This is a genomic window from Vibrio sp. Isolate22 (assembly GCF_022398115.1).
In the GTDB taxonomy this organism is placed as follows: domain Bacteria; phylum Pseudomonadota; class Gammaproteobacteria; order Enterobacterales; family Vibrionaceae; genus Vibrio.
Genome location: NZ_JAKEUW010000047.1, coordinates 1 through 20001, shown reverse-complemented (window position 1 = coordinate 20001; position 20001 = coordinate 1). Strand labels below are relative to the sequence as shown.

Annotated in this window: 19 protein-coding genes, 1 tRNA gene and 1 pseudogene; 10 read left to right on the top strand and 11 right to left on the bottom strand. The window is 44.6% G+C overall.

All coding sequences use genetic code 11. The annotated features are described in order from the left end of the window. Positions 1–6 precede the first annotated feature (6 nt). Both murA and L1D55_RS20480 read left to right on the top strand, forming a co-directional pair. Complete coding sequence (gene murA / locus L1D55_RS20485; protein ID WP_008220410.1) at positions 7–1272, top strand: UDP-N-acetylglucosamine 1-carboxyvinyltransferase; 1266 nt, start codon at positions 7–9, stop codon at positions 1270–1272. Positions 1273–1423: 151 nt separating this feature from the next. After that, complete coding sequence (locus L1D55_RS20480; protein WP_063522555.1) at positions 1424–2149, top strand: 1-acylglycerol-3-phosphate O-acyltransferase; 726 nt, start codon at positions 1424–1426, stop codon at positions 2147–2149. Positions 2150–2257: 108 nt separating this feature from the next. Here L1D55_RS20480 and L1D55_RS20475 read toward each other — a convergent pair whose 3' ends face one another. The 5 genes from L1D55_RS20475 to arcA all read right to left on the bottom strand — a co-directional run bounded on the left by L1D55_RS20475 (position 2258) and on the right by arcA (position 6835). Then, positions 2258–2647: a RidA family protein gene (locus L1D55_RS20475; RefSeq protein ID WP_004738682.1), complete on the bottom strand. Its 390-nt coding sequence runs from the start codon at positions 2645–2647 to the stop codon at positions 2258–2260. A 135-nt stretch (positions 2648–2782) separates the two neighbouring features. After that, the gene (gene pyrI, locus L1D55_RS20470) at positions 2783–3244 is read right to left on the bottom strand and encodes an aspartate carbamoyltransferase regulatory subunit (protein ID WP_004738681.1); all 462 of its coding nucleotides are present in this window, start codon (positions 3242–3244) and stop codon (positions 2783–2785) included. Positions 3245–3256: 12 nt separating this feature from the next. Further along, on the bottom strand, positions 3257–4186 hold the full coding sequence (pyrB, locus tag L1D55_RS20465; protein WP_004738679.1) for an aspartate carbamoyltransferase: 930 nt from the start codon (positions 4184–4186) through the stop codon (positions 3257–3259). A 269-nt stretch (positions 4187–4455) separates the two neighbouring features. Continuing rightward, entirely contained in the window at positions 4456–5457 is a 1002-nt protein-coding gene (locus L1D55_RS20460) for an ornithine carbamoyltransferase (protein ID WP_239918647.1), read from the bottom strand. A 157-nt stretch (positions 5458–5614) separates the two neighbouring features. Then, positions 5615–6835 (bottom strand): arginine deiminase, encoded by a 1221-nt coding sequence (gene arcA / locus L1D55_RS20455; RefSeq protein ID WP_239918646.1) that lies wholly within the window; start codon positions 6833–6835, stop codon positions 5615–5617. A gap of 576 nt (positions 6836–7411) precedes the next feature. On the opposite strand from arcA, the gene rraB reads away from it, so the two are divergent. Both rraB and L1D55_RS20445 read left to right on the top strand, forming a co-directional pair. Beyond that, positions 7412–7828: a ribonuclease E inhibitor RraB gene (gene rraB / locus L1D55_RS20450; protein ID WP_004738675.1), complete on the top strand. Its 417-nt coding sequence runs from the start codon at positions 7412–7414 to the stop codon at positions 7826–7828. 124 nt (positions 7829–7952) lie between these two features. Further along, complete coding sequence (locus tag L1D55_RS20445; RefSeq protein WP_239918645.1) at positions 7953–8747, top strand: hypothetical protein; 795 nt, start codon at positions 7953–7955, stop codon at positions 8745–8747. Positions 8748–8755: 8 nt separating this feature from the next. Here L1D55_RS20445 and L1D55_RS20440 read toward each other — a convergent pair whose 3' ends face one another. The 5 genes from L1D55_RS20440 to pepA form a co-directional block, all read right to left on the bottom strand. Next, on the bottom strand, positions 8756–9661 hold the full coding sequence (locus L1D55_RS20440) for a bifunctional helix-turn-helix transcriptional regulator/GNAT family N-acetyltransferase (RefSeq protein WP_239918657.1): 906 nt from the start codon (positions 9659–9661) through the stop codon (positions 8756–8758). Positions 9662–9790: 129 nt separating this feature from the next. Continuing rightward, positions 9791–10189: a DUF2061 domain-containing protein gene (locus L1D55_RS20435; RefSeq protein WP_239918644.1), complete on the bottom strand. Its 399-nt coding sequence runs from the start codon at positions 10187–10189 to the stop codon at positions 9791–9793. 232 nt (positions 10190–10421) lie between these two features. Next, on the bottom strand, positions 10422–13295 hold the full coding sequence (locus L1D55_RS20430) for a valine--tRNA ligase (protein WP_239918643.1): 2874 nt from the start codon (positions 13293–13295) through the stop codon (positions 10422–10424). Between the two features lie 102 nt (positions 13296–13397). Further along, positions 13398–13847, bottom strand: a complete 450-nt coding sequence (locus tag L1D55_RS20425) for a DNA polymerase III subunit chi (RefSeq protein WP_004738668.1) — start codon at positions 13845–13847, stop codon at positions 13398–13400. A gap of 99 nt (positions 13848–13946) precedes the next feature. After that, positions 13947–15467, bottom strand: coding sequence for a leucyl aminopeptidase (pepA, locus tag L1D55_RS20420; RefSeq protein ID WP_004738667.1), 1521 nt, complete (start codon positions 15465–15467; stop codon positions 13947–13949). Between the two features lie 192 nt (positions 15468–15659). Between pepA and lptF the strand changes: the two genes are divergently transcribed. Beyond that, on the top strand, positions 15660–16760 hold the full coding sequence (gene lptF / locus L1D55_RS20415; protein ID WP_032498526.1) for an LPS export ABC transporter permease LptF: 1101 nt from the start codon (positions 15660–15662) through the stop codon (positions 16758–16760). Between the two features lie 3 nt (positions 16761–16763). Next, positions 16764–17834 carry an LPS export ABC transporter permease LptG gene (gene lptG / locus L1D55_RS20410; protein WP_105025884.1) on the top strand — a complete coding sequence of 357 codons (1071 nt, stop codon included), beginning with the start codon at positions 16764–16766 and terminating at the stop codon, positions 17832–17834. A gap of 60 nt (positions 17835–17894) precedes the next feature. Here the strand turns inward: lptG and L1D55_RS20405 are convergent, their stop codons facing one another. Beyond that, complete coding sequence (locus L1D55_RS20405) at positions 17895–18371, bottom strand: RDD family protein (protein WP_004738663.1); 477 nt, start codon at positions 18369–18371, stop codon at positions 17895–17897. 194 nt (positions 18372–18565) lie between these two features. Here L1D55_RS20405 and L1D55_RS20400 point away from each other — a divergent pair. The 4 genes and pseudogenes from L1D55_RS20400 to L1D55_RS20385 form a co-directional block, all read left to right on the top strand. Then, positions 18566–18650, top strand: a tRNA-Leu gene (locus L1D55_RS20400). 360 nt (positions 18651–19010) lie between these two features. Beyond that, positions 19011–19418, top strand: a complete 408-nt coding sequence (locus tag L1D55_RS20395; protein ID WP_239918642.1) for a VOC family protein — start codon at positions 19011–19013, stop codon at positions 19416–19418. Between the two features lie 83 nt (positions 19419–19501). After that, positions 19502–19750, top strand: a pseudogene (locus L1D55_RS20390) (DUF3391 domain-containing protein); the annotation flags it as partial. A gap of 81 nt (positions 19751–19831) precedes the next feature. Further along, on the top strand, positions 19832–20001 hold a 170-nt coding region (locus L1D55_RS20385), incomplete at its 3' end, for a transposase (RefSeq protein WP_239917014.1).

The window sequence follows — 20001 nt, the reverse complement described above, 5'->3', positions numbered from 1 at the left end:
TTTATGATGGAAAAGTTTCGAGTTATTGGATCAGACAAGCCGCTAAGCGGTGAAGTGACGATCTCTGGCGCAAAAAACGCAGCGCTACCAATCCTATTTGCTTCAATTCTTGCTGAAGAGCCAGTAGAAGTAAGTAACGTTCCTCACCTACGTGACATCGATACTACGATGGAACTGCTAAAGCGTTTAGGCGCGAAAGTATCACGTAACGGTAGCGTTCACGTTGATGGCAGCGAAATTAATGAATTTTGTGCGCCTTACGATTTAGTAAAAACAATGCGTGCTTCTATCTGGGCTTTAGGTCCTCTAGTTGCTCGTTTTGGTGAAGGCCAAGTGTCACTTCCTGGCGGTTGTGCAATTGGTGCTCGCCCTGTTGATCTGCATATCCATGGCCTAGAGCAACTAGGTGCAACCATTACATTGGAAGATGGTTATGTGAAAGCAAGTGTTGATGGCCGTCTGAAAGGCGCGCACATCGTGATGGATAAAGTAAGCGTGGGCGCTACGATTACCATCATGTGTGCTGCAACACTCGCAGAAGGTAAAACAGTATTAGATAACTCAGCGCGTGAGCCTGAGATTGTTGATACCGCTGATTTCCTTAACAAACTGGGTGCGAAGATTTCTGGCGCAGGTACAGATACGATTACTATCGAAGGCGTTGAGCGTCTAGGTGGTGGTCAACACTCTGTGGTTGCAGACCGTATTGAAACGGGCACTTTCCTTGTTGCTGCAGCAGTTTCTGGCGGTAAAGTCGTTTGTCGTAACACTAACGCTCACCTTCTTGAAGCTGCCCTAGCGAAGCTTGAAGAAGCGGGTGCGAAGGTTGAAACGGGCGAAGACTGGATCAGCCTTGATATGACAGGCCGTGAGCTTAAAGCGGTGAAAATCGTAACGGCACCACATCCTGGTTTCCCAACCGACATGCAAGCTCAGTTTACTCTGCTTAACATGATGGCGAAGGGCAGTGGTGTGATCACTGAAACTATCTTCGAAAACCGTTTCATGCATATTCCTGAGCTTCAGCGAATGGGTGCAAAAGCGGAGATTGAAGGTAATACAGCTATCTGTGGTGAAACTGAACAGTTGAGCGGCGCTCAAGTAATGGCAACGGATCTTCGCGCATCTGCGAGCCTTGTTATTGCTGGTTGTATCGCACAAGGCGAAACCATCGTTGATCGTATCTATCACATCGATCGTGGCTACGATAAGATTGAAGATAAGCTTTCAGCGCTAGGCGCAAACATTACCCGATTTCGTGACTCAAACTAACTTAGGTTAGTAAATTCATGAATCAGTAAAATGAAACAGAAAAGTCGGAACCTTGGTTTCGGCTTTTTTATAGTTGTATTTACCGCAAGTGAATCTGTTTGCTTATTTTAAAGTGAATAGGTGGGTGAGCTCTGCGGTTGTGAGGAACAAAATGATAGCAATATTACGTATTTTCGCATTGGCGATCTTTGCGATTCTTATGTTTGTATTCGGCTGTGGCTACTGTTTACTTAGCCCACGTAACCCGAAGCACGTATTTACCTTTGGTCGTTACTTCGGTCGTATGTCGAAAGTATTTGGTATCAAGCTAGAGCTACGTATCCCTGAAGATGCATACTCTCGTGGCCAACATGTTTATGTTGCGAACCATCAGAATAACTGGGACCTGTTCACGGTATCATCGGCTGTGACACCTAAAGTGGTAACAGTTGGTAAGAAAAGCCTAGCGTGGATGCCTCTGTTTGGTCAGCTTTACTGGTTGACGGGTAATATCCTAATTGACCGTGCAAACCGCAGCAAAGCGGTTGGTACGATCGATCAAGTGGTTGATAACCTGAAAGACAGTGATGTTTCGGTATGGATGTTCCCTGAAGGAACGCGTTCACGAGGCCGTGGTCTGTTGCCATTTAAAACTGGTGCTTTCCATGCTGCAATTGGCGCAGGCTTACCAATTATCCCTATCGTGTGTAGTTCTACTGGTGGCGTTAAGCTGAACCGTTGGAACAATGGCCATGTGATTGTGGAAATGCTAGACCCAATTAATACCGAAGGCTACGACAAGTCGAACGTTCGTGAATTAGCAAACCTAACTCGTGAACAGATGGCGGCTAAGTTGGAAGAGCTAGACAAAGAAGTGATTGAGCTTAATAAAAAGTAGCTTAAACACAGAAAACGAATAATAAAAAAGGTTGCCCAATTGGCAACCTTTTTTGTATCTCATCAGGGTTTAGTTCTGCACTAAGCCACCGACTAAATAGAGTGAAACCTATTTGCGAACTGCAATAGCTTCGATCTCGATACCAACATCTTTTGGCAGACGAGCTACTTCAACACATGAACGTGCAGGGTAGTTTGCAACGCCGTGCTCATCAAAGAATTTACCGTAAACTTCGTTTACTGTGCCGAAGTCGTTTAGGTCTTTAACGAATACAGTTAGCTTAACGATGTCTTTTACAGTCAGGCCAGAAGCTTCTACAACCGCTTTTACGTTGTCTAGAGATTGGCGTGCTTGCTCTGCGATATCAGCAGATACTTCACCAGTTGCTGGGTTTACTGGGATTTGACCAGAAGTCAGTACCATGTTGCCAAGGTCAACGCCTTGTACGTATGGGCCGATTGCAGCTGGAGCCGATTCTGTGTGAAGTACTTTTGTCATTGGTTTATTCCATCAGTTATTAGATAAAAATCGCTTTTCAGTGTGCCTACAAACCGTGGATAGGTAAAGCGCAAAATACCCCGCACGGGCGAGGTGTTTCATAGTTTTTGCGTTCAAACGGGTTGCCGTATGACGTTACCTTTCTGTCACGATCTCGCGAGAGAAGACTTTTTCGCAGTACTTACATTTCAGGCGAATGTCTTCATTTTTTTCAAAGATCTTAAAGCTGCTCTCAACCGGCTCGTTGTGAGTTATACAGTTGGTGTTTGGACACTCAAACACATCGTTGATCTGCTCAGGCAGTTCAAGCGCTAGCTTCTTAACCACTTCGTAATCTTCGATTTGGTTTACTGTCGCATGAGGTGCGTACAGTGCTAACTTGTTTGCTTGCTCTTCGGTGATAAACACATTCTCAATTTTAAGTAAGTCTTTACCGCCAAGTGCTGAAGAAGGCAGGTTCAAACCAATAGTGACACGCTGATGAGAGTTGTGCATGTCGAACAGTTTTAGCACCTTGATCCCGATGTTTGCTGGGATGTGGTCGATAACGGTACCGTTCTTGATTGCTTCAACTTTTAATTGAGTCTCTTTAGACATGATATCTCTCCTCTACAGCGTTTCGTTAAGAACAAGGGCTAGTAATGCTTCACGTGCGTAAACACCATTTTCAGCTTGCTGGAAGTAGTAAGCGTAAGGTGTTTTATCGACATCGACAGTGATTTCATCAACGCGAGGAAGTGGGTGCAGTACCTTCAAGTTATCACGTGCATTTTCTAATAGAGCAGCCGTTAGGATGTAGGCTGACTTGATGTGTGCGTATTCCGACTCATCAAAGCGTTCTTTCTGTACGCGAGTCATGTATAGAACATCTAGTTCAGGAATCACATCTTCCATGTCGGTCAGTAGTTGGTATTTGATGCCAGCTTCATCAAGCTCTTCACAGATGTAATCAGGCATAGCCAATGCTTCTGGCGCTACAAAGTAGAAACAGATGTTATCGAACTTAGCCAGTGCTTGAGTGAGAGAGTGAACCGTACGACCGTATTTTAGGTCACCAACGAACGCCACATTGAGGTTGTCTAGGCGGCCTTGTGTTTCTGCGATAGAGAATAGATCAAGCAGGGTCTGTGTTGGGTGTTGGTTAGCACCATCACCAGCGTTGATTACAGGTACACCGTTTGAGAACTCTGATGCTAGGCGCGCTGCACCTTCCTGAGGGTGACGCATTACGTAAGCATCAACGTATGAAGAGATAACCTGTACTGAGTCTGCCAGCGTTTCGCCTTTTTTCGCCAGTGAGGTGTTACCACCGCTGTCGAAACCAATCACATCACCACCGATGCGTTGAATCGCAGTTTCAAAAGAGAGTCGAGTTCGTGTTGAAGGTTCGAAGAAGCAGCTAGCCACAACTTTGTTCTTGATAAGTTCTGGGTTTGGTTCTGCTTTAAGCTGACCAGCCGTTTGAACAATTAATTCTAGCTCTTCACGAGAAAGCTCTGGAATTGAGATGATGTGCTTTTGATAGAGCGAATTCGCCATGATCTTCTTCCCCACAATAATGTATTGGCCACAAAAAAGCCCCCCATAATGGGAGGCTTTAAAAAAGTGCTGAAAAGCAGAATAGACCGCCTGGCAAGCATGCTAGCTTGCGAGCAATATTAGGTGTTTTCACAATCTTATTATGTGTGATCACAATATTGGTTGGCGTCATTTTCACTACTCTCAGACAAATTGCCGAGAATTATACGCTTTCAATTTGTGAGCGCAAGCGATTACATCAAGCTTTTGTTTACTTTCACTATTCTCAATTAACCGAGTGTTGCGACCATAACGGCTTTGATGGTGTGCATGCGATTTTCGGCTTCATCAAACACAATAGAGTAGTCAGATTCAAACACTTCGTCCGTCACTTCCAAACCGTTCATCCCGTATTTATCAGCCACTTGTTGGCCAATAACGGTCTCATTATTGTGGAAAGCGGGTAAGCAGTGCATGAATTTCACTTGAGGGTTGCCCGTCAGTTTAATCACATCCATATTCACTTGATATGGTTTCATTACTGCCACACGTTCATCCCAAGCTTCTGGTGCTTCGCCCATCGATACCCAAACATCGGTGTAGAGGAAGTCACAGCCTTTTACGCCTTCAGTAACGTCTTCAGTCAGCGTGATTTTAGCGCCGGTACTTTGAGCGATAGCTTGGCACTCTTCGACAAGTTGTTCTTCTGGCCAGAAGGCTTTTGGCGCGACAAGACGAATATCCATGCCCATCTTGGCAGCTCCTACTAATAGAGAGTTACCCATATTGTTACGAGCATCCCCTAGGTAAGCAAAGCTGATTTGATGCAGCTGTTTACCGCGACCATGTTCGATCATGGTCAGGAAGTCAGCCAAGATCTGAGTTGGGTGAAATTCATCAGTAAGGCCATTCCAAACTGGAACACCAGCATAAGCGCCAAGGTCTTCGACGATGCTCTGACCAAAGCCACGGTACTCGATACCATCGTACATACGGCCTAATACGCGTGCCGTATCTTTCATTGATTCTTTTTGACCGATCTGAGAGCCCGAAGGACCCAAGTAAGACACTTGAGCGCCTTGATCAAAAGCGGCTACCTCAAAAGCACATCGAGTTCGAGTTGATGCCTTTTCAAAGATCAAAGCGATGTTTTTACCAGTAAGCTTCTTCTGCTCAGTACCTGCATACTTAGCTTTTTTTAGGTCAGCTGACAGGTCAAGCAAAAACTGAATCTCTTTAGGAGTAAAGTCGAGTAGTTTTAGAAAGTTACGATTGCGAAGATTAAAGGCCATCTTTCGCTCCTTGTGTATATAGAATCAATGAAGAACTTAGTTAAACATAAAAATGCTATATTTGTGAATATTTATTTTATTAATTTCATAAAAAAGGCCAGTACGATGGTACTGGCCTAGATGAGTTATTGTATTTTTACTCTATAGAGCTATCCGCTTAGATACCGTCTCTTTCGATAGGGCAGCTCATACAACGAGCGCCACCACGGCCACGCCCCAGTTCATTACCTGGAATCGTTAGAACTTCGATACTTGCCTTGTCGTACTTCTCGTTGGTGTAAACATTACGCTCGTAACCGATAACCGTGCCTGGTTTCACGGTTAGTACGTTGTTGGCGTCATTCCACTGTTCACGTTCAGCTTCGTAGTTGTCGCCACCTGTGGTGATGATCTTAAGCTGATCAAGGCCAAGCGCACCTTCAATCGCTGACAGGTAGTTTTCCGCTTTCTCTACGCGCATCTCACCATTCTCTTTTGGTGTTAGACGCCATGTGTCTAAATCTTTACGAACGATCTCTGGGTAGACAGAGAAGGTATCGATATCCATGTGTGTCATTACGGTATCAAGGTGCATACATGAACGGTGCTTCGGTAGATCGATAGCGATGACTTCGGTTGCTTGCCCTGACTTAAATAGGCTCGCCGCTAAGTTCTCAACACCTTGTGGCTTGGTTCGCTCAGAAATACCGATAAGTACCGCGCCTTTACCAATAACCAGTACATCGCCGCCTTCAATGTTGGCGTTATCGTAATGAAGGTCCTCATCACCAAAGTACTTAATGAAGTCTTGTCCTGCAAACACTGGGTGCCAGCGATAGATAGCACGCAGGTGGTTTGTCTCACGTTGACGTGCTGGCTTCATCATTGGGTTTAGCGATACACCGCCATAAACCCAACACGAAGTATCACGTGTAAATAAGTGGTTCGGAAGTGGCTCGATAACGAAATCTAGTGGGCGATGCATTTTAGGAAGCATCGATGATGATTTGATAGGAAGCTCTGAATAAGCCAAGCCACCTAGTAAGATTGTCGCTAGATGCTCATTATCCATTTGAGCAAGATAGTTTCTTAGGTCACGGGCAAAAGTAGGCCCATAACGGAAATCTGAGATTTGAGTGTTTAGCAGCCATTCGCGAGCTTGAGGTACGGCAAGCGTCTCTACCAATAAATCGTGCAGTAGCAGCACTTCTACGTCTTGATTACGTAGTGTCTCTGCAAAGGCATCGTGTTCTTCACCAGCAGCTTCCACAGCCAACACATCATCAAATAGAAGGTCATGACAGTTAGAAGGGGTGAGGTGGGTGAGTGCTCTTTCAGGTCGATTTAGGAGAACTCGTCTTAATTGACCGACTTCGGAGCCAACGTACAGCTTACTCATTTTGCATCCTTACTTTTAATCCAGCGTCTATTTATGACAAGCTTGATCGTAATATGCAAGTTTTAGAGCTCGTGTAAAAGTGAAGTATTTTCGAAATTATCCGAGCTAAAAACCATTTTTAGTTGAAAAATAGGTGTTAAATTCCAATTGTGTGCGTTTGGCATGGAACAACATTTTTGCGGATCTATGCTCTATCTGCGGTCTGCCTGAAATCTATTTTGCTTATTATTAATGATTTTTTATTCACTATTATGCACTTTTTGAGAGCAACTTGAGGTTTTATGCATCTCAAAACCAGTTCATCGTATGCATTCACCATGACTAAGCACGCAATTTCTATTTAATATGTTCAAAAGTGACAATAGAGACGAAATGCTGAAATAGTCGCTAGTTAATAAAATGTTGAAAATTTGTTTCTGTGATTTTGATTTCACTTTTGAATTGATATTACCTCTGCTATCTAGCGATAAACTTATCTTTCTAGGCCTGATCTGGGTGGCTTTTCTGGACGATCCGTGCCATATTTCGTGGCAATCAAATTTGATCTTTTCATAGTCAACACTCTGGAGCAGACACATGTCTCACGAAGATGAATATCTATCAGTAGCGGAATTAATTGAATTTCAAAAGGAAGAGACTCGCGACATCATTGAAGCACTAATTGAAGATGGTAGCGATCCTGAAGCTCTATACGATATCGAGCATCACCTATTTGCTGAAGATTTCGAAGTGCTTGAGAAAGCCGTTGTTGAAGCATTCAAAATGGGCTTTGAAGTACTTGAAGCTGAAGAGACAGAAGACGAAGATGGCAACAAGCTACTTTGTTGTGATGCGACTATGCAGTCAGCTCTAGACGCAGAAGCGATCGATGCGCAAGTTGAGAAGCTTGTGAATCTTGCAGAGAAATTCGACATTATCTACGACGGTTGGGGCACTTACTACGAAGGTGAAGATGCTATCTACCCTGAAGAAGATGATGAAGGCGAAGAGTAATTTCTTCCCAGTTTGAAAAGTGCCAGCCTTGAGCTGGCATTTTTTTATCCTCAGAAAAATAAATGTCTTTAAATGCATTCATTCATTATAATGCGGTCAAAATTGATCTGGCTCAAGGAATGATATGCGGTTACTTCTCGATGGTCTTTGGCAAATTTCGCCATTGACGGATCTTTCTATTCCACAAGATGACATTACCTTTCCGGCTCCGTTGAGTTCAAAGCTCCCTGATACCTTGAGTGAAGAGCAAATCGTAGAGCAAGAGTGGCATTTAATGCACGACATTGAAGTCGATGATGCGATGCTGGCTTGCCCCTTTGTTGAGCTAGTCGTCGCGGGTGTCGATTACTTTGCTGAAGTACGACTCAATGGTGTGGCAGTCTTTGATTGTGATGGCAGCCAAGAAGAGTACCGTAAAGATATTCGCCCTTATATGCAGCCTGGTCGAAACCGCTTTGAGATCCTGTTTCTTGAAGAAGAGGAAGGGTTGTTGCTCGAAGAAGATATGGATGAGCCATTGTCTTCGTCATCCATTGCTAAATCAGACTCTCGAATGGGTATTTGGCAAGCTCCTTATCTGCAGTTTGTTCGCAATGTGAAGCTGGACCAAATCGTCACTGAGCAGATCTGGCACCACGGCGGTGGTTGTGAGTTTAAAGTGGATGTGATCTACCAGACGCTTAAAGCAGGGCTGGTATCGGCATCAATTAAGTTCGATGGTATGACACTGGTGATGCCGATAGATGTACGTGCAGAACACACTGGCGTTGTATTCCAAGTTGAAGCACCGATTGTCTTTAATGTTGATAAGCCTAACCCTAAGCATTTATATCAATTAGAAGTTGAGCTCGATGGGCAAAAAGAGAGTTCTTTTGTTGCACTTAATCCTGCATCTTGTGTGAGTAATTTTTTACGCTAGAAGCTGCACTATAACGTTTTGGCCATGACCACTTCACAAGCGTCGTGGCCCGTTTCTCCCCAAGCACTCTCTAGGTGCTCAAAGCCTAGCGCTTCATAAAGCTTAATCGCAGCTCCCAAACACTCTGTTGTTTCCAAGTACATCTGTTGATAACCCATTTGCTTGGCAAGCTTTAAACTTAAAGCGACGATGCGTTTTGCCAGCCCTTGTCCGCGAGTCTGTGCTAAGAAATACATCTTTTGTAGCTCACATACCTCTGGTCGACCTGCTAGTGGGGCAAAGCCACCGCCGCCTACAACCTCACCTTGATACTCAATCACCCAGTACATCGCATTTTCTTGGTCATACACAGAGTACATGTCATCAAGTGTTGGGTCAGATACACCATAGCCTTTGTCTGCAGTTAGACCATGTTCGGCAGAGACTTGTCGAATGACATCGGCAACTTGTTCGTTGTCAGCTTGAGTGAGTGGGCGCAATACAAACTCGTCAGCTTGGCAGACTTTAGTTAGCCCTTTGAGGTAAACCTCTAACCCAAGCTTTAACTGTTGCTGCTCATCTTCACTCAGGGCTTCTAGCATATTGTCGAAGAAAGCGTTTTGTTGCTGATCGAGCTTAGACAGCACCTGCTGTCCTTGTTTGGTAAGAGTGACTTTTTGACTGCGTTTGTCATTCGGATTCTCGATACTGTCGGTCAACTCTAACTTGTTTAGCCCTGCGACAGTACGACTGGCATTCGACTTGTCGACATTCAATCGTTGTGCGAGTTGGTTGATCGTCAGCGGTTGGAGTTGAATTTCTCCTAATGCATGAGCTTGGACTGGGGTTAGGGCTATTTCGCCACATTGCTTATCGAGCATACCCAGTAAGCGAACGGCTTGGCGGGAGTAGTGTCTTAGTTGTCGAGCATTCATCATCACTTACCTTGTTTCCTTGCATCTTGAAATAAAGTTGCGCACCGCAATTAATTTAATTGCGGTGCGCAATATTGTCAATGATGAGAACTCGTTAGTTATAAAATAGAGGAGGTGACTCGCTCTATTTTAAGCATGTTGGTGAACGCAAAATTGTGGTGCTTGAGCGCCTGATTTACGTAACCACACTTTTTCATGGAAGTAGTACGCGACTGTATTTAGAGTGGGCTCTAGCATCGCCATCATACCACCAACAAAGGCATCACCAGTTAGCAAGTAGACCACGGTAAAAGCAACACTGAAGTGGATGGTCGCAAAGCTTGCGGTTTTTAATTTGGTCATCCACTGACGAGCTTTAAGCGCTGGAACTTGAGCCCACGCCTTTTCATGAAAATAGAAGGCGACCGTATTTACAGAGGGCTCAATCATGGCAATTAAGCTACCAATTAAGATGTCGCCTGTTAGTACGTAAGCGACACTAAATGCGATAGTAAAATGTAATGCAGCAAAGGTTAGTGTCTTTTTCATGATAATTACTCAATCGTTGTGTTGTTTCGATAGAACCATTATTGAGAATCATTATCATTAAGTGAAGTGGATATTAGAGATTAATTTGATAGGCAAAAACTATCAAAGTGTCGGCAGAGTTTGGAAAGTGCTGATATTCGGTGATAAGTCCAATGGCATAAAAAAAGGCTGACCATAAGGCCAACCTTTTTATCTGTAGTAAGAAGTTTAAAGGCTTCTCATTAAGCGAGGATTAAAGAGCTGCGATAGTCGCTTTTTGCTCTTCAAGCTTAGTTAGTGTCTCTTGGTAACCCACTAGCTTCTCACGCTCTTTTGCGATAACCGCTTCAGGAGCTTTAGCAACGAAACCTTCGTTACCCAGCTTGCCTTCGATACGCTTGATTTCGCCGTGCGTTTTCTTCACTTCTTTATCAAGACGGGCAAGTTCTGCATCTTTGTCGATAAGACCTGCCATTGGGATCATCAGCTCAGATTGACCAACTAGCTTAGTCGCACATGCAGGCGTCTCAGCGTTGTCTGCAAGAACCGTTAGATTATCTAGCTTAGCAAGAGAGTTTAGAACTACCTTGTTTGCTTCGATACGTGCCGAGTCTTTCTCGTTAGCAACCTTGATCATTACTTCTAGACCTTTGCTAGGTGCAATGTCGTACTCTGCACGTAGGTTACGGATAGCAGTGATGAAAGTCTTAACCCATTCGATGTCTTCTACGATCTCAGCGTCGAAGTTCTCTTCGTTAAACTGAGGAAGCGCTTGAGTCATGATAGTGTCGCCTTCAACACCGTCTACTAGCGGCTTAACGCTCTGCCAGATAGATTCAGTGATGTAAGGAAGCACTGGGTGAGCAAGACGTAGTGTCTTCTCTAGAACGGTGATCAGCATGTAGCGAGTCGCTTGTTGCTGAGCTTCTGTACCTTTCCATAGAACTGGCTTAGTTAGCTCTAGGTACCAGTCACAGAATTGGTTCCAGATGAATTCGTAAAGCGTGTTTGCTGCCATGTCTAGACGGTAGTTGTCTAGGTGAGCATTAAACTCTTTCGCTGCTAGTTCAAACTGAGATTCAATCCACTTATCTGCTAGAGAGAATTCCATGTTTGCACGGTTTTCTGCAGATAGTGACATGCCACAATCGTGCTCTTCTGTGTTCATCAGTACGTAACGGCTTGCGTTCCATAGCTTGTTACAGAAGTTACGGTAACCTTCAAGACGCTTCATATCCCAGTTGATGTCACGGCCAGTTGAAGCCATAGCAGCAAGTGTGAAACGTAGCGCGTCAGTACCGTATGGTTCGATACCGTTTTCGAAAGTCTTACGCGTGTTCTTCTCGATCTTCTTCGCTAGCTGAGGCTGCATCATGTTGCCACAACGCTTCTCTACTAGAGACTCAAGGTCGATACCATCGATCATGTCGATAGGGTCAAGAACGTTACCTTTAGACTTAGACATCTTGTCGCCGTTTTCGTCACGGATTAGACCCGTTACGTAAACTGTCTTGAATGGTACTTGCGACTTACCGTTTTCATCTTTGTTGAAGTGCATGGTCATCATGATCATACGCGCAACCCAGAAGAAGATGATGTCGAAGCCTGTTACTAGAACATCTGAAGGGTGGAATGTCTTCAGGTCTTCAGTTTGCTCAGGCCAGCCTTGAGTACCGAAAGTCCAAAGCGCAGAAGAGAACCATGTATCTAGTACGTCGTCGTCTTGGCGAAGAACGACAACAGGTGCAAGGTTGTTGTTTGCACGTACTTCTTCTTCAGTACGGCCTACGTATACGTTGCCATCGTTGTCGTACCATGCCGGGATACGGTGACCCCACCAAAGTTGACGAGAGATACACCAGTCTTGAATGTCACGCATCCAAGAGAAGTACATGTTTTCGTACTGCTTAGGAACGAACTGGATATCACCGTCTTCAACCGCTTTAACAGCAGGCTCAGCAAGAGGTGCAGCACGTACGTACCATTGGTCAGTTAGCATTGGTTCGATAACCACGCCACCACGGTCGCCGTAAGGAACAGTTAGGTCGTGATCTTTGATTTCGTCAAGAAGACCAAGTTCTTCGAATTCAGCAACGATCGCTTTACGAGCAGCAAAACGCTCCATGCCGTGGTACTTAGCAGGAAGTTCTGTAGAGTAAACATCGCTAGCTTCACCGTTAGTGGTGAATACTTCAGCCGCATCACGGATGTCTGCGTTGAACGTTAGAATGTTGATCATTGGTAGGTTGTTGCGCTTACCAACTTCGTAATCGTTAAAGTCGTGAGCAGGAGTGATCTTCACACAACCTGTGCCTTTTTCCATATCCGCGTGCTCATCGCCTACGATAGGGATCAGACGGTTAACGATAGGAAGTAGGATCTCTTTACCGATAAGATCTTTGTAACGTGGATCTTCTGGGTTTACTGCAACACCAGTATCACCAAGCATGGTTTCTGGACGAGTTGTCGCAACAACAATGTAGTCTTTGCCTTCAGCTGTTTTCACGCCGTTTGCTAGCGGGTAGCGGAAGTGCCACATGTGGCCTTTTTTGTCTTTGTTTTCAACTTCAAGATCAGAAATTGCTGTGTGCAGTTTTGGATCCCAGTTTACTAGACGCTTACCACGGTAGATTAGGTCATCTTCGTATAAGCGAACAAACACTTCTTGAACAGCGTTAGACAGGCCATCATCCATAGTGAAACGCTCACGGTCCCAGTCTACCGATGCGCCTAGACGACGAAGTTGCTTAGTGATTGTGCCACCAGATTCGTTTTTCCATTCCCAGATCTTGTCGATGAAAGCGTCACGGCCGTAATCGTGCTTAGTTTTGCCTTCTTCTGCCGCGATCTTACGCTCAACAACCATTTGAGTTGCGATACCAGCGTGGTCAGTACCCACTTGCCAAAGCGTGTTCTTACCTTTCATACGCTCAGCACGGATTAGAGTATCCATGATAGTGTCTTGGAACGCGTGACCCATGTGTAGGCTACCAGTGACGTTCGGTGGCGGGATCATGATGCTGTAAGCTTCTTTTGATGTGTCACCGTGTGGCTTAAAGTAGCCTTTCTCTTCCCAAGTCTGATACAGAGCTTGTTCGATTGATGTTGGGTTGTATGTCTTTTCCATAGTGCTCTTAAACGGATACTGTGAATGGTTAATCGTGGTCAAACTTCATAAGTGAAGCTTCTTGAATCTAAATTCAAAGATAGCTTTATCTATGAGGTTTGACTATGGATGTTGAATCTCGATAGTCTGCAGCTGATATCCAGCCTGACGGTAAATTTTATACCTTTCTCGAGCGAGTTGCTTAGCTTTTTCTTCGCAAGGGACGAAGTCTATCACCTGAGCAAAGGCGTTCGCAAAGGTTGTATGATTATCGGCCAGATTAATTACTAGCTGACGATTCCAATTGTGCTTTACGCCTTGGTAGCCAATCTCAATGTTGGTTGAATACTTCGGGCCTTCGCCAACCAAATTATGCGCAATAAATTCACTGGGTTCGACTTGCCAGAAAACCTCTGCGATACGCTCGGCATGGGCTTTGTCATTACAGTTGAGATAAAGTTTAGCGCCTTGTTTTGCAAAGTGCTGAGCAAGAAACAGCACATAGTTAGCGAAACCTTCTTCACTCGCTTGTGGGCTGTCTGATGACACTATGTAAAACGTAGCTGTCTGCATACTTGATACTCGAACTAAAAATCGTGGCTATTTATCTTACTTGGTCAACAGACCCTAACAAATAGCGCTTATTAAAAAAGGGCCCGTAGGCCCTTTTTATTATTTTGAAGATTGCTCTTCAGTCTCTTGGCCGCTGCGGTTCAATAAGAATTGGACTAGCATTGAGACAGGACGACCTGTCGAGCCTTTTGCTGCGCCAGATTTCCAAGCTGTACCTGCGATATCTAGGTGAGCCCAGTGGTATTTCTTCGTGAACTTAGACAGGAAGCAACCAGCAGTGATAGTACCGCCTGGGCGGCCGCCGATGTTCGCCATATCTGCGAATGGGCTGTTTAGCTGCTCATGGTACTCGTCTGCCATTGGTAGACGCCATGCACGGTCACTTGCTTGCTCAGAAGCATTCACAAGTTCGTGAGATAGCGGGTTGTGGTTTGATAGAACGCCACTGATGTGGTGACCTAGAGCAATAACACACGCGCCAGTTAGTGTTGCAACATCAACCACGCAATCTGGTTCAAAACGCTCAACGTAAGTTAGCGCATCACAAAGAACCAAGCGACCTTCAGCATCAGTGTTTAACACTTCAACTGTTTGGCCTGACATCGTCGTTAGGATGTCACCTGGGCGGTAAGCATTGCTACCTGGCATGTTTTCACAACCAGCAAGAATACCAACAACGTTGATTGGTAGGTTCAGTTTAGCTAGCGCTTTCATCGTACCGAATACAGATGCAGCACCACACATGTCGTACTTCATCTCATCCATACCTTCGCCAGGCTTAAGTGAGATACCGCCTGAATCGAACGTTAGGCCTTTACCAACAAGTACAATCGGTTTTGCATCAGAATCTGGTGCGCCCTTGTACTCCATGATAGACATCATAGATTCGTTCTTTGAACCACGACCAACCGCTAGGTAAGAGGTCATGCCCAGTTTTTCCATCTCTTCTTCACCGATGATCTTAGTCGTTACGGTTTCGAAGTCGTCAGCTAGGCGACGAGCTTGAGATGCAAGGTATGCTGGGTTAGCGATGTTTGGTGGCATGTTGCCAAGGTCTTTAGATGCTTTCACACCTGAAGCAATAGCAAGACCGTGAGCAATCGCTTTTTCACCTAGGCTCAGTTCACGACGTGTTGGTACGTTGAATACCAATTTACGTAGTGGACGACGAGTCTCTGGCTTGTTGCTCTTGAATTGGTCAAATGTGTAAAGACCATCTTTAGTCGCTTCTACCGCTTGACGAACTTTCCAGTAAGTATCGCGGCCTTTAACGTGCAGTTCTGTTAGGAAACATACTGCTTCCATAGAACCTGTTTCGTTTAGTGTGCTGATGGTTTTCTGAATAATTTCTTTGTATTGACGTTCGCCTAGCTCACGCTCTTTACCACAGCCTACAAGTAGAACACGTTCTGAAAGTACACCAGGTACTTGATGCAGCAGTAGCATCTGGCCAGGTTTACCCTCTAGGTCACCGCGACGAAGCAGTGAACTAATGTAGCCATCGCTAATCTTATCTAATTGCTCGGCTACTGGAGAAAGGCGGCGCGGTTCGAACACACCGACAACGATACATGCGCTGCGTTGTTTCTCTGGGCTGCCACTTTTTACACTGAACTCCATGCGTACTCCTACATCCTGAAGACAAATCGAACTAAATGTTAGATAATGAGTTCTTACTTGTTGGATCCTATAATGGAACTAACCTTAAAGAAGAACGCTAACACTTAGCTAAAAATTTAAAAAAATAAAAGGTTCAACGGGAAATTATAGTGATTCAATCAAAAAAACAAGTTTTGTATAGGTAATTTGAGCGTGATTATTGTTAGATATTTGATCCGCGAGACAATCAAGAGCCAATTTGCGATCTTTTTTGTTCTCTTTCTCGTGTTTCTCAGCCAAAAATTCATCAGTGTGTTAGCGGACGCCTCTGATGGTGCTATCCCTGCGAGTCTAATCTTGTCGATCGTCAGCCTTAATATGCCTGCGATGGGCTTATTGATGCTTCCGCTCAGTATCTATATTGGTATTTTGCTTACTTTTGGTCGTCTTTACGCTGAAAGTGAAATAGTGGTCATGAACGCGACCGGTATCGGTAACAAATTCCTGATTCAATCGGCACTGTACTTAGCTTTGATTACCGCATCGGTTGCCGCTTTTAACTCATTCTGGTTGTCCCCTTGGTCGCAAGACAAGGTTGAACAGATGTATGAGGAAGTGGCAGCAGAGAACAGTGTTGATTTGCTACCAAAGGGTAAGTTTGAAGGAACGCCAGATGGTTCGTCTGTGGTGTTCATCGATGATATCGACGGTAATAAGCTAGAAAACGTGTTCGTTGCTCAAATGCGTCCGCGTGATTCAGTGCTTCCAAGTGTTATGTACTCGAAGTCGGGTGATGTAAAAGAGCTCAGTGACGGTCGCCAAGTTATCGTGATGTACGATGGTACTCGTCATGAAGGTGTCCCAACTCGTCTTGATTACATGGTGACACACTTCGAAGAATATGAAGGCTTGATTGGTCAGCGTGAAGTAGAGAAGAAAGGTCGTGACTGGGAAGCGATTCCGACACTTGATCTAGTCGGTAATCCAAACAACAGCGCAAAAGCTGAATTGCAATGGCGAATTTCATTGGTACTCTGTATTCCATTGTTGACCATGCTTGTTGTGCCACTCTCGGCGGTAAACCCAAGACAGGGACGCTTCGCTAAGATTGGTCCTGCAATTTTGATTTACCTGACTTACTTCTTGGCAATCAGTGCAACCAAATCAGCAATCGAAGAGGGCAGTATCCCAGCAGTAGTCGGCATGTGGCCAATCAATGCGTTGTTGTTAATTGTCGCGATTGGTGCAAACTTTATGGATAGCGTGCCAGTAAGGCGTTTGAAAGAAAAATTCAAGAATAAGAGGTTGGCTTAAGCCGTGTTTAAGATTCTCGATTTATATATAGGCAGAACCATCATCGCAACCACGTCATTGGTGTTAGTGACGTTTGTTGGCCTCTCAGGGATTATCAAGTATGTGGAGCAACTGAGAAAGGTGGGGCGTGGTACTTACGATCTGCTCCAAGCTCTGTACTTTGTTTTGTTGAGTATCCCACGTGATATCGAAATGTTCTTTCCAATGGCAGCCTTGCTTGGTGCGTTGATTGGATTGGGTATGCTTGCGGCGAGCTCTGAGCTTGTAGTAATGCAGGCGGCGGGTTTCTCTAAACTTGATATCGGTTTGTCGGTACTTAAGACAGCGATTCCATTAATGATAGTGGTGACGCTATTAGGACAATGGGGTGCACCTCAAGCGCAAAAGATGGCTCGTGACTTAAGAACCATATCGATAGCAGGGGGTAATATTATCTCCACGCAAAGCGGTGTCTGGGCTCGTGATGCCAATGATTTCATCTTTATTGTTAAAATCGACGATGACAAGCTATATGGCATGAACATGTGGCGCTTTGATGAAAATAAGGCTTTGAAAACCGCTATCTATTCTAAAGAGGTTGATTACGTTGGAGACAACGTTTGGACGATGAAAGATGTTGTCGTCACTTCGTTTGAAAATGAACTGCAGATAACGAAAGAGAATTTGCCAACATACACTTGGAAAACATCACTCGCACCAGACAAGCTTGCGATCGTGACGGTTAAACCAGAAGAGCTGTCATTAAGTGGTTTGTATGATTACGTATCTTATCTGAAAGCGTCAGAACAAGACGCGGCTCGTTATGAACTGGCATTGTGGAGAAAGATAACTCAGCCTATCTCTATCGCGGTGATGATGTTGATGGCGTTGTCGTTTATCTTTGGTCCATTGCGTAGCGTGACCATGGGAGCAAGAATCCTATCTGGTGTTATCGCAGGCTTTACCTTCTATATATCCAGTGAGTTCTTTGGCCCTGTGAGCTTGGTGTACCAGATACCACCGGCCTTTGGTGCTATAGCCCCAAGTGTGGTATTTCTCGGAATAGCCGTGATGCTCTTGAGGCGGAAATTATAAATAAAAAAGGAAGGCATAACGCCTTCCTTTTTTGATCTTGATTGAAGCTGTTTAGAAATACTATCGCGCTTGAGGTAATACAACCACTTCGGTCTTCGCCCAGATATCGTGAAAGCCACGCTTTTGAGGATCTAAGGGAACGCATAGATTAGCTAAACCAAAACCAGAAGTTCCTAAGCGAATAAGCGCTTGAGTGACAGTAATTGCAGAGCCATCTTTGTTCTGGACGCGAAGCTTCCACGCCCTCATTCCCAGAGTTTGACCAGCTCGAGTCCAGAAGAACACAAAGAAGTAAACCCAAACCGCCACTAGATAAAATGTGTAAACCGGGCTCCAAATAGGGTGGTTGGTTAGGAAGTCACTGACATCGGCATAACCACTATGGTCAAAAATGCCAAGAGCCATAAGCGCATGCAGTAAAGCGATAATGACGCCAGCCGCCATCATTTCAATAGCGATTACGATAAGGGCGTCATAGAACAAAGCACCGAATCGGCGCATCATTCCTGCTGGTGGCAATGTGTTGGTAGATGTCATGGTGTTATTACTTCTTCAAAAATTTAGGCGTCAGAATATAGTTTAAGGCTGGGCGTGAAAAGAGACATGACGCACAGCTTATGACTTAGTGGCGAAATTATCGGCAAACACACGTGAATTCAAGTTTTTAGACTTGCCACATCAGCTTGCATACGTATAATGTCAAACATCGACAGGGCAATGCCCACGATAATGCCGGTATGGTGAAATTGGTATACACGACGGATTCAAAATCCGTTGCCTTCGGGCGTGGCGGTTCAAGTCCGCCTACCGGTACCATATTTTAAGACAGAGCCTCAACGAAAGTTGGGGCTTTGTTGTATCTGGAGATCGGAAAGCGTTGCCTTCGTGGTAGTTGCAGGAATGCCTGTCCAATCAGTCCGCCTAAACCGGCATCATATAAAGAAAGGTCGCTTTTATAGCGACCTTTCATCGTTTTGGGCGTTTGTGAATTTGAAATCCAGCGTGTCGGCTTGGATGCAAGCTACGAATCAGTTAAATCTTGATGTTTCACTCGTAAATCTCATTGATTCCCATCGTGTTAATAACCTTCAATAAATTAATCATCTTAAATCAGCCTGTTACCTGTAATTCTCACTTCTATTGTCTATGTTTAAAGTAGCAATAGAGGAGAAAGATATGCTGACAGTAACCCCTTACTTATTTTTCGATGGTCGTTGTGGCGAGGCGTTGGATTTTTATCATAAATGCTTTGGTGGAGTGGTCTTATCGAAACAACTTTTTAGTGATGCTCCACAAGTAATAGAAGGAGCGCAGCCAGATTGGGTCATGCACGCTGAATTCGAGGCATTTGGTATGAAGCTGATGATGTCTGATGGGGTTAAAGCTAAAGAACTTGAAGGGAACAACCTTGCACTTTCTCTTGTTACAGATAATACCGCGACCCAAGAACAGATCTTTGAAAAACTAACTCAGGGCGGGCGAATTATGACGCCACTTGCAGACACGTTTTGGGGGGCTAGGTTTGGCAAAGTTGAAGATAAGTTCGGTATAAGATGGATGGTGCATTGCGATTCTTTAAACTGAACCTGTGAAATAGGATAGTGAAATTGCTGCTTGGTTTTATTAGAATTATAAATAGAGGTTATTAATCAACGTTATATATAAAAATGGGCAGCATAAAAATTACCGTAGATCGCATTCAGCCCGGTCTACATATACGACTTCCCGTCAAGTGGAATGAACACCCGTTTCTATTCAATAGCTTTAAAATAAAAGACGATGCTCAGGTTAAGATCATTCGACATCTTGGTATCAAACACGTCTATATAAACCTTAATCAAAGTGATACTTCACCTTTGCCAGTTAACCATGTGGTTGAGTTGGAATCAGGTGATGACAATCAGGTTAGTCTTGAAGCGGCTTTGTTGCGTAATTCAATGGAACTAAATCCAGAACCTACGATCTGATCAGCTACCTCCACTCTCTCTCGTAGTCCTATGCCTAAGCCTCGTTACAAAACAACCAACTGGAAGCAATACAACCAATCACTCATTAACCGTGGTTCTCTGACCTTTTGGATTGATGAAGAAGCAATAAGCGGGTGGGCGCAAAGCAAACAGAATAAGCGTGGGAGGCCGCGTCGGTTCAGTGATTTAGCTATCACGAC

Bases quoted from the DNA above. Each gene is read 5' to 3' on its own strand.
- murA (WP_008220410.1), top strand. From the start codon at position 7: ATGGAAAAGTTTCGAGTTATTGGATCAGACAAGCCGCTAAGCGGTGAA.
- L1D55_RS20480 (WP_063522555.1), top strand. From the start codon at position 1,424: ATGATAGCAATATTACGTATTTTCGCATTGGCGATCTTTGCGATTCTT.
- L1D55_RS20475 (WP_004738682.1), bottom strand. From the start codon at position 2,647: ATGACAAAAGTACTTCACACAGAATCGGCTCCAGCTGCAATCGGCCCA.
- pyrI (WP_004738681.1), bottom strand. From the start codon at position 3,244: ATGTCTAAAGAGACTCAATTAAAAGTTGAAGCAATCAAGAACGGTACC.
- pyrB (WP_004738679.1), bottom strand. From the start codon at position 4,186: ATGGCGAATTCGCTCTATCAAAAGCACATCATCTCAATTCCAGAGCTT.
- L1D55_RS20460 (WP_239918647.1), bottom strand. From the start codon at position 5,457: ATGGCCTTTAATCTTCGCAATCGTAACTTTCTAAAACTACTCGACTTT.
- arcA (WP_239918646.1), bottom strand. From the start codon at position 6,835: ATGAGTAAGCTGTACGTTGGCTCCGAAGTCGGTCAATTAAGACGAGTT.
- rraB (WP_004738675.1), top strand. From the start codon at position 7,412: ATGTCTCACGAAGATGAATATCTATCAGTAGCGGAATTAATTGAATTT.
- L1D55_RS20445 (WP_239918645.1), top strand. From the start codon at position 7,953: ATGCGGTTACTTCTCGATGGTCTTTGGCAAATTTCGCCATTGACGGAT.
- L1D55_RS20440 (WP_239918657.1), bottom strand. From the start codon at position 9,661: ATGAATGCTCGACAACTAAGACACTACTCCCGCCAAGCCGTTCGCTTA.
- L1D55_RS20435 (WP_239918644.1), bottom strand. From the start codon at position 10,189: ATGAAAAAGACACTAACCTTTGCTGCATTACATTTTACTATCGCATTT.
- L1D55_RS20430 (WP_239918643.1), bottom strand. From the start codon at position 13,295: ATGGAAAAGACATACAACCCAACATCAATCGAACAAGCTCTGTATCAG.
- L1D55_RS20425 (WP_004738668.1), bottom strand. From the start codon at position 13,847: ATGCAGACAGCTACGTTTTACATAGTGTCATCAGACAGCCCACAAGCG.
- pepA (WP_004738667.1), bottom strand. From the start codon at position 15,467: ATGGAGTTCAGTGTAAAAAGTGGCAGCCCAGAGAAACAACGCAGCGCA.
- L1D55_RS20405 (WP_004738663.1), bottom strand. From the start codon at position 18,371: ATGACATCTACCAACACATTGCCACCAGCAGGAATGATGCGCCGATTC.
- L1D55_RS20395 (WP_239918642.1), top strand. From the start codon at position 19,011: ATGCTGACAGTAACCCCTTACTTATTTTTCGATGGTCGTTGTGGCGAG.